At 71.6% G+C, this 10,366-nt stretch carries 13 protein-coding genes; 9 read left to right on the top strand and 4 right to left on the bottom strand.

Features of this window, described 5'->3' with window-relative positions; translation table 11 throughout:
- The 4 genes from E1300_RS29385 to lipB all read left to right on the top strand — a co-directional run.
- A partial coding sequence (locus E1300_RS29385; protein WP_207400023.1) for a 2-oxo acid dehydrogenase subunit E2 occupies positions 1 to 744 on the top strand: 744 nt, incomplete at its 5' end.
- Between the two features lie 199 nt (positions 745 to 943).
- Positions 944 to 1,831, top strand: a complete 888-nt coding sequence (locus E1300_RS29380; RefSeq protein WP_131760340.1) for a TIGR01777 family oxidoreductase — start codon at positions 944 to 946, stop codon at positions 1,829 to 1,831.
- 137 nt (positions 1,832 to 1,968) lie between these two features.
- Positions 1,969 to 2,706 (top strand): Type 1 glutamine amidotransferase-like domain-containing protein, encoded by a 738-nt coding sequence (locus tag E1300_RS29375; RefSeq protein WP_131760339.1) that lies wholly within the window; start codon positions 1,969 to 1,971, stop codon positions 2,704 to 2,706.
- Between the two features lie 121 nt (positions 2,707 to 2,827).
- On the top strand, positions 2,828 to 3,535 hold the full coding sequence (gene lipB / locus E1300_RS29370; protein ID WP_370785232.1) for a lipoyl(octanoyl) transferase LipB: 708 nt from the start codon (positions 2,828 to 2,830) through the stop codon (positions 3,533 to 3,535).
- Between the two features lie 60 nt (positions 3,536 to 3,595).
- Here the strand turns inward: lipB and E1300_RS29365 are convergent, their stop codons facing one another.
- Positions 3,596 to 4,105 carry a YfbM family protein gene (locus E1300_RS29365; RefSeq protein WP_131760338.1) on the bottom strand — a complete coding sequence of 170 codons (510 nt, stop codon included), beginning with the start codon at positions 4,103 to 4,105 and terminating at the stop codon, positions 3,596 to 3,598.
- 219 nt (positions 4,106 to 4,324) lie between these two features.
- Between E1300_RS29365 and lipA the strand changes: the two genes are divergently transcribed.
- Entirely contained in the window at positions 4,325 to 5,254 is a 930-nt protein-coding gene (gene lipA / locus E1300_RS29360) for a lipoyl synthase (RefSeq protein WP_131760337.1), read from the top strand.
- Positions 5,255 to 5,290: 36 nt separating this feature from the next.
- A complete protein-coding gene (locus E1300_RS29355; protein WP_131760336.1) occupies positions 5,291 to 5,986 on the top strand; it encodes a DUF4191 domain-containing protein in 696 nt (231 codons plus the stop codon).
- 43 nt (positions 5,987 to 6,029) lie between these two features.
- Here E1300_RS29355 and E1300_RS29350 read toward each other — a convergent pair whose 3' ends face one another.
- Positions 6,030 to 6,512, bottom strand: coding sequence for an RDD family protein (locus tag E1300_RS29350; RefSeq protein WP_131760335.1), 483 nt, complete (start codon positions 6,510 to 6,512; stop codon positions 6,030 to 6,032).
- Positions 6,513 to 6,689: 177 nt separating this feature from the next.
- On the opposite strand from E1300_RS29350, the gene glnA reads away from it, so the two are divergent.
- Positions 6,690 to 8,114, top strand: coding sequence for a type I glutamate--ammonia ligase (gene glnA / locus E1300_RS29345; RefSeq protein ID WP_131760334.1), 1,425 nt, complete (start codon positions 6,690 to 6,692; stop codon positions 8,112 to 8,114).
- 82 nt (positions 8,115 to 8,196) lie between these two features.
- Here the strand turns inward: glnA and E1300_RS29340 are convergent, their stop codons facing one another.
- Positions 8,197 to 8,493, bottom strand: a complete 297-nt coding sequence (locus E1300_RS29340) for a hypothetical protein (protein WP_131760333.1) — start codon at positions 8,491 to 8,493, stop codon at positions 8,197 to 8,199.
- Between the two features lie 52 nt (positions 8,494 to 8,545).
- Positions 8,546 to 8,773, bottom strand: coding sequence for a hypothetical protein (locus tag E1300_RS29335; RefSeq protein ID WP_131760332.1), 228 nt, complete (start codon positions 8,771 to 8,773; stop codon positions 8,546 to 8,548).
- Between the two features lie 80 nt (positions 8,774 to 8,853).
- Between E1300_RS29335 and E1300_RS29330 the strand changes: the two genes are divergently transcribed.
- Together E1300_RS29330 and cyaB are read left to right on the top strand one after the other, a co-directional pair.
- Entirely contained in the window at positions 8,854 to 9,711 is an 858-nt protein-coding gene (locus E1300_RS29330) for a helix-turn-helix domain-containing protein (protein ID WP_207400022.1), read from the top strand.
- On the top strand, positions 9,708 to 10,262 hold the full coding sequence (gene cyaB, locus E1300_RS29325; RefSeq protein ID WP_207400021.1) for a class IV adenylate cyclase: 555 nt from the start codon (positions 9,708 to 9,710) through the stop codon (positions 10,260 to 10,262). The genes E1300_RS29330 and cyaB overlap by 4 nt, the downstream gene beginning before the upstream one ends.
- Positions 10,263 to 10,366 lie beyond the last annotated feature (104 nt).

Genomic DNA, 10,366 nt, shown 5'->3' with positions numbered 1-10,366 from the left:
CCCGCCGAGCAGCTCGCGCTGCGCGGCCGCACCGAGAAGATGTCGCGCATCCGGCAGACGATCGCCCGCCGCATGGTGGAGTCGCTCCAGGTGTCCGCGCAGCTCACCACCGTGGTCGAGGTGGACATCACCAAGATCGCCCGGCTGCGGGACCGCGCCAAGGCCGACTTCCAGGCCCGCGAGGGCGTCAAGCTGTCGTTCCTGCCGTTCTTCGCGCTGGCGGCCGTCGAGGCGCTGAAGGCGCACCCGAAGGTCAACGCCGTCATCGACAGCGAGTCCAACGAGGTCACCTACCACGACGTCGAGAACCTCGGCATCGCTGTGGACGTCCCCGAGCGCGGCCTGATGGTCCCGGTCGTCCACAACGCCGGCCAGCTCAACCTGGGCGGCCTCGCGCAGCGGATCGCCGACCTCGCCGAGCGGACCCGCACCAACAAGGTGCACCCGGACGAGCTGGCGGGCGGCACGTTCACGCTCACCAACACCGGCAGCCGCGGCGCGCTGTTCGACACCCCGATCCTCAACCAGCCGCAGGTCGGCATGCTCGGCACCGGCGCCGTCGTGAAGCGCCCCGCCGTCATCGACGACCCGGAGCTGGGCGAGGTCATCGCGGTCCGGTCCATGGTCTACCTGGCCCTGACCTACGACCACCGCCTGATCGACGGCGCCGACGCCGCCCGCTTCCTGGCCACGATCAAGCACCGCCTGGAGGAGGGCAACTTCGAGGCCGACCTCGGCCTCTGACCGTCCGGGCCCGTCTCGGGCCCGTCTTGACGCAGACCCCGCCGTCCCTCGGACGGCGGGGTCTCGCGCGTCCGGGCGCCCCCGGCGGGGACGCGGCATACCAGGCATTCACCCCGCGGGGGAAAAACTCGATCCGGGGAAACCCGGGACGCCATGAGAATCTCACCGTTCGGTGGTGACAACCGCCTAGGCTGGGCCCATGAAGGTCACCGTGACGGGGTCGTCCGGGCTGATCGGCAGCGCGCTCGTGCGGTCGCTCCGCGACGACGGGCACGAGGTCCTCCGCCTCGTGCGGCGGGAGCCCGCCCGCCAGGACGAGGCGCGCTGGTCGCCCGCGGACGGCTGCGTCGAGGCCGGGGCGGTGGCCGGCGCCGACGCCGTCGTGCACCTGGCCGGAGCGGGCGTCGGCGACCGGCCGTGGACGCCCGCGTACAAGCGGCGGATCCGCGACAGCCGGATCGGCGGCACCCGGACGCTCGCCGAGGCGATCGCCGCGGCCGGACGGCGCCCGCGCGTGTTCGTCTGCGGCTCGGCGATCGGCTACTACGGCGACACCGGCGGCCGCGAGGTCGACGAGAAGGCGCCCATGGGCCGCGGGTTCCTCGCCGGGCTCGTCCGCGACTGGGAGGCGGCGGCCAGGCCCGCCCGGGACGCCGGCGTCCGCGTCGTGCACCCCCGGACGGGCGTGGTGCTCGCGCGCGGCGGCGGGATGCTCGGGCGCACGCTCCCGCTGTTCCGGCTCGGCCTCGGCGGCCGGCTCGGCGACGGCGGCCAGTGGACGAGCTGGATCTCCCTGGACGACCAGATCGCCGCGCTGCGCTTCCTCATCGACGACGAGATCGCCGGGCCCGTCAACCTGACCGCGCCGAACCCCGTGACCAACGCGGAGTACACGCGGGCCCTGGGCCGGGCCCTGCACCGCCCGGCGGCGCTGAGCGTCCCGAAGTTCGCGCTGCGGGCGGTGCTGCGCGGGTTCGCCGACGAGGGGCCCCTGATCAGCCAGCGGGTGCTGCCGAGGCGGCTGGAGGAGGCCGGGTTCCGGTTCGCGCATCCGGACCTGGACGCCGCCCTCGAAGCCGTCCTGTAGGCCGCGGGAGCCGTCCCGCGAGCTCAAGAGCCGCCCTCCGCGGCCCAAGAAACGTCAAAGTCGCGTCCGGCGCTGATCGGTGGCCATACGGTTGCCTGGAGTACCTGCCAGCCGCCAGCGGGCCCCGAGGAGGGCTAATGAGCACCGATGGACAGCCCCACATCCTCGCGATCGGCGGGGGCACGTTCGTCCGGGACGGGCGGGAGGGCCTGTCCCCGAGTCCGCTCGTGCGCTACGCGTTCGACCTGACCGGGCAGGACCGGCCCCGCGTCTGCTTCCTGACGACGGCCGTCGGCGACGGCATGGAGTACATCGCGCGCTTCTACGCCGCGTTCTCCACGCTGGACGCCGAGATCAGCCATCTCACCCTGTTCCCGATGCCGAACGTCCCCGACGTCCGCGCGCACCTGCTCACCCAGGACCTCGTGTACGTGTCCGGCGGGAGCGTGGCCAACCTGCTGGCGCTGTGGCGCCTGCACGGCCTCGACGAGATCATGCGCGAGGCGTGGCAGGAGGGCGTGGTGCTGTCCGGGCAGAGCGCGGGCGCCCTGTGCTGGCACGTGGGCGGCAACACCGACTCCTACGGGCCCCAGCTGCGGCCCCTGACGGACGGGCTCGGCTTCCTGCCCTTCTCCTGCGGCGTGCACTACGACAGCGACCCCCAGCGCCGCCCGCTGCTCCAGCAGCTCGTCGGCGAGGGCACGCTGCCGGGCGGGTACGCCGCCGACGAGGCGGTGGGCCTGCACTACGTCGGCACCGAGTTCGTCCAGGCCGTGTCGTACCGGCAGGAGGCGGGCGCCTACCGCGTGGAGCCCGACGGCCCCGGCACCGCCAAGGAGACGCGCCTCGAACCGCGCCTGCTCGCCGCCCTGTGAGCCGTGCCCGCCGAGATGTTGCCGGTGAGCGACGCCCCCTGTAAGGAGCGAACCGGTGGGACATAAGCTGGCGGACGTGAGCGATGTAGACGTACGCGACGCGTCCCCGTCCACCGCCGTCCTGGACGGGGCCCGGCCGCCGGGGCAGGGGATCGAGCGGCTGGTCGTGGTCCACGCGGGCTTCGGGACGGCCGCCGTCCCCTACATGGACGGCTGGGAGCTCCAGAAGCGCACCCACGCCCTCCGCCTCGACGACCGCATCCCCGACACCGTGCTCCTCATGGAGCACGAGCCGGTCTACACCGCAGGCAAGCGGACCGAGCCGCTCGACCGCCCCTTCGGCGACCCCGGCGCCCCCGTCGTGGACGTGGACCGCGGCGGCAAGATCACCTGGCACGGGCCGGGGCAGCTCACCGGCTACCCGATCGTCCGGCTGCCCGACCCCGTCGACGTCCTCGCCTACGTCCGGCTGCTGGAGCGGATGATGATGGGCGTCTGCGCCGAGCTCGGCCTGGAGACCACCACCGTCGAGGGCCGCAGCGGCCTGTGGGTGCCCGGCACCCCGGACCGCAAGATCGGCTCGATCGGGATCCGGGTGGCGCGCGGCGTGACCATGCACGGCTTCATGCTCAACTGCGACGCCGACCTGTCCTGGTTCGACAAGATCGTCCCCTGCGGGATCCGGGACGCGGGCTCCACCAGCCTCAGCCGCGAGCTCGGCCGCGAGGTCTCCGTCGCCGAGGTCACCCCGCTGGCCGAGCGGCACCTCGCCGAGGCGCTCGGCGCGGCGGAGACGCTCCACCGCACCATCGCCCAGCTCGGCGCCTAACGCCCGCGCCCAGCTCGGCGCCTGACGCCCGGCCGCACCCCCAGGGCGGCCGGGGCGCGGTCAGCCCTGGGGCGCCATCACCTTGTAGACGGCCTGGCCGTTCGCGGCGGCGGCCCGGTAGAAGGCCGTGAGCCCCTCATAGGCGGGCCTCAGGACGCGGTCGCGGGCGCCGCCGTCCAGGGCGCGGGCGTCCTGCACCCCGGCCTCGGCCATCGCCCGCGGGTCGTACCGCCGCGCGATCTCGTCGAACGGCGTGGCCGCGAGGTGGTCGGCGGCGGGCTTCACCCGCTCCGGCGCCAGGAAGATCACGTCCATGCCGAGCTCGTCCGCGCCGTCCTCGGTGATCAGCCGGCCGCCGCACACCGCGTCCGCCTCGGCCTGCCGCCCCTCCCACGGGTCGCCGGTCACGAGGTAGTGCACGATCTGCCACGCGCGGCCGAGGTCGAACAGCTCGGACGCGCCCCGGCGGCGCCAGTCGGGCGCGCCGAAGATGTGGCGGGCGATCCGGCCGGGATCCGGCTCTCCCTCCAGCACCGGCGGCACCCTGAGGTACGACATTGCCAGACCCACTGCGGTCCTCCTGCTAACGCTGTTGCGTGACGACAGGGAGTCACCCTAGAGAGATCCACTGCCGCCATCGACGGAAACACGCGAATCGGCGAGGTGAAACGGGTTCCGTCACGCGTTCGAGATCCGTCCGAGACGCCTTCGAGCCCCGCGGCGGCCCGTCGCGCGCGCGGACCGGGGCGGGATGTGCCGTCACCGGTGATCGGGACGTACTCTGAACAGGTGACGACGGCGACACCCGAGGGGCGCAAGCTCCTGCGCATCGAGGCCCGCAACAGCCAGACCCCCATCGAGCGCAAGCCCGAGTGGATCAAGACGAGGCTGCGGATGGGCCCGCAGTACAAGGAGCTCACCCAGCTGGTGAAGTCCGAGGGCCTGCACACGGTGTGCCAGGAGGCGGGCTGCCCCAACATCTTCGAATGCTGGGAGGACCGCGAGGCCACCTTCCTCATCGGCGGCGACCAGTGCACCCGCCGCTGCGACTTCTGCCAGATCGACACCGGCAAGCCCGCCGCGCTCGACCGCGACGAGCCCCGCCGCGTCGCCGAGTCCGTCGCCGCGATGGGCCTGAAGTACGCGACCGTCACCGGCGTCGCCCGCGACGACCTGGAGGACGGCGGCGCCTGGCTGTACGCCGAGACCGTCCGGCGGATCCACGCGGCCGTACCCGGCTGCGGCGTCGAGCTGCTGATCCCCGACTTCAACGCCGTCCCCGAGCAGCTCGCCGAGGTCTTCTCGTCCCGGCCCGAGGTGCTGGCGCACAACGTCGAGACCGTCCCGCGGATCTTCAAGCGGATCCGGCCCGGGTTCCGCTACGAGCGGTCCCTGGAGGTCATCACCCGGGCCCGCGCGGACGGCCTCGTCACCAAGTCGAACCTGATCCTCGGCATGGGCGAGACCCGCGAGGAGGTCTCCGAGGCGCTGCGCGACCTGCACGCCGCCGGCTGCGAGCTCGTCACGATCACCCAGTACCTGCGGCCGAGCCCCCGCCACCACCCGGTCGAGCGCTGGGTGAAGCCGGAGGAGTTCGTCGAGCTGTCCGCCGAGGCGGAGGAGATCGGCTTCGCCGGGGTCATGTCGGGCCCGCTCGTCCGCTCCAGCTACCGCGCGGGGCGCCTCTACCGGCAGGCCGTCGAAGCGCGGGAGGCGTGATCCCGCCGGTCGCCCGACCCGACTATTGTTGATTCCATGTCGAAGAAGCCCACGGACGGGGCCCAGGAGCGTCCGGGCCGCCTCAAGCAGATCCGCATGGTCGCCCAGGTGCTCCGCCAGGCCGACCCGAAGGCCCTCCCGATCGTCGCCGCGGCGGCGGTCGGCACCCTGGTCGTCGTCATCCTCATCGGGCTGCTCATCGGCCAGCTCTGGTTCTTCATCCCGCTCGGCGTCCTCGCCGCGGCCGCCGTCGGCATGATCGTCTTCGGCCAGCTGGCGCAGCGCGCGCAGTACAAGGTGATCGCCGGGCAGCCGGGCGCCGCCGCCGCGATCCTGAAGAACATGCGCGGCGGCTGGACGGTCACCGAGGCCGTCAGCGGCAACCGCAACCTCGACATGGTGCACCGCGCCGTGGGCCGTCCCGGCGTCGTCCTCGTGTCCGAGGGCCCGCGCAGCCGGGTGGGCCAGCTGCTCGGCGCGGAGAAGAAGCGCATCTCCCGCGCCGCCCAGCAGGTCCCGATCTATGACGTCCAGGTCGGCGACGACGAGGGCCAGATCCCCGTCGACAAGCTCCAGCGCCACCTGATGAAGCTGCCCCGCAACCTCACCAAGGGCCAGGTGGCGGAGCTGAACGACCGCCTCCAGGCGCTGCCGCGCTCCATGCAGATGCCGAAGGGCCCGATGCCGAGGGGCGCGAAGATGCCGAGGGGCCCCAAGCCGAAGATGCGCTGAGGACCCCGGAAAGCGCCCCTTCGGGGGCGCTTTCGTCGTTCCGCTAAATGTTGACGACGGCGGTGTTCGCGGCCCGGTCGTGCAGGCCGCGGTAGTCTCGGTCCCAGATCAGCGCCGGGATCACGAGCAGCAGCAGGACCGCGCGGGCCAGCGACCAGCCGAGCCCCACCGGCCGCCCGTCCGGCCGGACGACCCGCAGCCCGCACAGCCGCTTGCCGAGCGTCGTGCCGGCCAGCCCGGTCAGCAGCCACGTCTGGATCCCGAAGACGACCAGCGTGGTGAGGCTGCGCTGCGGCGGCGACCACTCGAAGGCCCGCGCCAGCAGGCTCGCCACCAGCATCGACAGCCCCCAGTCGACGAAGAGCGCGACCAGCCGGCGCCCGTACCCGGCGATCGCGCCGCTCCCGCTCGCGGGGAAGCCGAACCGCTCGCCCGGCCGCCCCAGGTCCGCCCCGGCCGCGCGGGCCCCGCTGAGCCACGTCTGCGTCCACCGCGGTCCCGCGGGCTGCCCCTTGCCACTGCTCATGGCCCCTACGCTATCCCAGGGTTCCGAACGCGATCTTCTGGGCAGGTGTCCGGCGGGGCACGGAGACCGTGACGCGCCGCGGGAGTGACGCGTAACACAGCCGAAACATATGGGACACGGCCGGGAAACGGCGTCTCCGTAGCCTCAAGAAAGCCCAAGAGCGCCCAAGGAGGCTGGATGTTCAGCAGCGCCGAAGAGGTCCTGAGCTACATCGGGAACGAAGGTGTGCGATTCGTCGACTGCCGGTTCGTGGACCTGCCGGGCAAGATGCAGCACTTCACGTTCCCCGTCGAGAACTTCGGCGAGAGCGTCTTCACCGACGGGCTGATGTTCGACGGCTCGTCCGTCCGCGGCTTCCAGGAGATCCACGAGTCGGACATGCTCCTGCTGCCCGACCCGGCCACCGCGGTGATCGACCCGTTCCGCCAGCACAAGACGCTCATCCTGAACTTCTTCGTGCACGACCCGCTGACCGGCGAGCCCTACAGCCGCGACCCGCGCAACGTCGCCAGGAAGGCGCAGGACTACCTCCGCGGCACCGGCATCGCCGACACCGCCTACTGCGGCCCCGAGGCCGAGTTCTACATCTTCGACGACGTCCGCTTCGAGACGAAGCAGAACGCCGGCTACTACTACCTCGACTCGATCGAGGGCGCCTGGAACACCGGACGCGAGGAGGCCGGCGGCAACCTCGGCGCCAAGCCCCCCTACAAGGGCGGCTACTTCCCCGTCCCCCCGATGGACCACTACACCGACCTGCGCTCGGAGATGGTGGCCCAGCTCATCGAGTCCGGCATCGCCGTCGAGATGCAGCACCACGAGGTCGGCACCGCCGGCCAGGCGGAGATCGACTTCCGCTTCGACACGCTGCTGAAGACCGCCGACAACCTGATGCTCTACAAGTACATCGTGAAGAGCGTCGCGCGGAACGCCGGCAAGACCGTCACGTTCATGCCCAAGCCGATCTTCGGTGACAACGGCTCCGGCATGCACGTCCACCAGTCCCTCTGGAAGGACGGCTCGCCGCTCTTCTACGACGAGGTCGGCTACGCGGGCCTGTCGGACAACGCGCGCTACTACATCGGCGGCCTGCTCAGGCACGCCCCGTCCCTGCTCGCGTTCACGAACCCGACGGTGAACTCCTACCACCGCCTCGTCCCCGGCTTCGAGGCCCCGGTCAACCTGGTCTACTCCCAGCGCAACCGGTCCGCCTGCATCCGCGTCCCGATCACCGGCTCGAACCCGAAGGCCAAGCGCATCGAGTTCCGCGTCCCGGACCCGTCCTGCAACCCGTACCTGGCCTTCTCCGCCATGCTCATGGCCGGCCTGGACGGCATCAAGAACAAGATCGAGCCGCCGGAGCCGGTCGACAAGGACCTCTACGAGCTGCCCCCGGAGGAGGCCCGCGCCATCCCGCAGGTCCCCGGCTCGCTCCCCGAGGTCCTCGCGTCCCTCGAAGCCGACCACGACTACCTCCTCGAAGGCGGCGTCTTCACCCCGGACCTCATCGAGACCTACGTCGCGATGAAGAACGAGTTCGAGATCGACCCCATCCGCCTCCGCCCCCACCCCCACGAATTCGAGCTCTACTACGACATCTAGAACGGGCCCACACCCGCCCCGATGCGAGGGCCCCGGCCGACCACCCGACCGGGGCCCTCGCACGTCCCCCCACCGCCCCGCCTTACCCAGAGCTGGCGCGGAGGTAGCCCGCGATGATGACGGCGGCGTCCACGACCCGGTCAGCCTCGGCGATCGGCTGGCCCCAGGACGTCCAGAACCACCACCGGCCGCCGTCGTCCCCTCGCCGACGGCACGTGATCCGGTCGGCAGGTCGGTGCACCTGCTCGCAGCAGCCGATGGCATGCGGGTTGAGCACCACGAGGCTGCATCCTTCGAGAACGGTGTCGAGCCGGTACACCTCCAAGCGGTTGTTGAGAGCCGCGAGCAATGCGCATGCCTGCGTGTCTACCTGGCCCACGAGGGCCTCCTGCTGGGTGTTCTAGGGGTCTCAGGGCATCCCACGACGTCCGTCATGCCGGTCGCCTCCGCGCGGCGACGATGGCCTCGGCGAGCCCGATCGGGTTCGGGGCCTCCACGAGCGCCCGGTCGGTGAGGGCCCACCAGTGCCGGGTGTAGAACCCGAACCAGGCGATCACACCGAACCGCGCGCGGAGGTCGCGGGCCTCGGCGTCGTGGATCGGCTTGACGTCGATCGCGACCGTTTCGTCGAACGGGCCGAGCATTCGCGGCGTGGTCATGCCGGTGACGATGCCGTCACCGACCGTCAGAACCGATCCCCTCGTGGGTATCTCACGGTGAGATGTACTCTCACCGTGAGATGGACGACGCGCGGTACGGCCCCATCGAGCTGCCCACCAGAGCGTGGGCGCTCGACGACGTCCGCGCAGCCCTCACCTCCCGCGACGTCTCCGCGATCCTTCGCGCCGCACAACAGCACGCCGGCGTCACCCAGTCCCGTCTGGCCATCGCCACCGGCCTCGGCCAAGGCCGCACCAACGAGATCGTGAACGGCCGCCGCACCGTCGTCCGGCTCGACGTGTTCGAGCGCATCGCCGACGGCCTCACCATGCCCGACCACGCCCGCGCCCTCCTCGGCCTCGCCCCCCGCCGCGCCGCCGAAGCCCCCGCGGTCACCGGCCACGCCGAGATCGCGACCGTCTATCCCAGTCAGGCCGACGTCGCCCGGGAGATGCGCCAGCGTGCCGCCACCGCCTCGGCCGTCGACATCCTCGCCGTCCGCGTCCTCGGCCTGGTCGCCCTCAACGACTCCCTGCTGCGCGGCCCCCTCACCGGCCGCGATACGCCCGTGGACGTCCGGGTTCTGCTTCTGGACCCCGACGCTCCCTCAGCCGTCGTCCGTGCCGAGGAGATCACCGAGTCCGTGGAGTCGTTCGCTGCCGGCACTCGTCTGTCCCTGGCTCGACTCGCCGAGCTGTACACCCACCCCCGCGTACGCCTGGAGGTCCGCCTCTACGACGAGCTCCCCACCTGGCGGATGGTCGCCTTCGACGACGTGCTGTTCCTCAGTGCGTTCAGTGCAGCACACGAAGGACACCGCTCCGGGGGATACAAGTTGACGGCCAGCGAGGACGGTGTCTTGCACGCAGGGTTCCGGCGGCAGTATGACGACATGTGGCGACGGGCGCGGCGTCCAGGGAAGGGACACGACTGGTGATCGAGGCTGAGCTGAAGGCCCGCGTGCGCGAGCCCGACGCCCTGCGTACCCGGCTCCGCGAACGCGGGGAAGAGGAGATCGACGTCTACCGGGACACCTACTACAACAGCCCCGACGGGTCTCTGACGCGCGAAGGCCGAGAGCTGCGCGTCCGGATCATCGACCGGTCCGGGACGCGCCGGACGCTCCTGACCTACAAGGAACCTGCCGTCGACGTCGCGTCCGGCTCCAAGCCCGAGCACGAGACGAAGGTCGCCGACCCGGCCGTCATCGACACCGTGCTCCGAGCGCTCGGCGCGGTCGAGTACGTACGCCTGACGAAGCGGTGCGCGAACTACCGCTTCACCACGGCGGGCCGGGACATGCTCGCGACGATCGTGACCGTCCCGGAGTTGGACGGGACGTTCGTCGAGCTGGAGACGATGGCCGAGGAGGAGGACGTGGACCGCGCGCTCGCGGACGTCCGCGCGGTCCTGGCCGAGTTGGGCATCGGCGAGGACGACCTGACGACCGAGCAGTACACCGACGCCGTGCTGAAGGCCCGCGGCTAATTGCCCTGGCCTACCGTTCCCGGACGGTTAGCCGATTCGCCGCGCTGAACCGCTGTGTCCCCGTATCCGATCGCTGATCACGCCTTTGGCGCCTCGTCGCCCGT

Source organism: Actinomadura fibrosa, assembly GCF_900659615.1.
GTDB classification, from domain to species: domain Bacteria; phylum Actinomycetota; class Actinomycetes; order Streptosporangiales; family Streptosporangiaceae; genus Spirillospora; species Spirillospora fibrosa.
This window is presented reverse-complemented; position numbering and strand designations above follow the sequence as displayed.

Excerpts from the sequence above, each read along its gene's own strand:
- E1300_RS29375 (WP_131760339.1), top strand. The coding sequence starts at position 1,969 with ATGAGCACCGATGGACAGCCCCACATCCTCGCGATCGGCGGGGGCACG.
- E1300_RS29335 (WP_131760332.1), bottom strand. The coding sequence starts at position 8,773 with ATGACCACGCCGCGAATGCTCGGCCCGTTCGACGAAACGGTCGCGATC.
- E1300_RS29330 (WP_207400022.1), top strand. The coding sequence starts at position 8,854 with ATGGACGACGCGCGGTACGGCCCCATCGAGCTGCCCACCAGAGCGTGG.
- E1300_RS29350 (WP_131760335.1), bottom strand. The coding sequence starts at position 6,512 with ATGAGCAGTGGCAAGGGGCAGCCCGCGGGACCGCGGTGGACGCAGACG.
- glnA (WP_131760334.1), top strand. The coding sequence starts at position 6,690 with ATGTTCAGCAGCGCCGAAGAGGTCCTGAGCTACATCGGGAACGAAGGT.
- E1300_RS29355 (WP_131760336.1), top strand. The coding sequence starts at position 5,291 with ATGTCGAAGAAGCCCACGGACGGGGCCCAGGAGCGTCCGGGCCGCCTC.
- E1300_RS29380 (WP_131760340.1), top strand. The coding sequence starts at position 944 with ATGAAGGTCACCGTGACGGGGTCGTCCGGGCTGATCGGCAGCGCGCTC.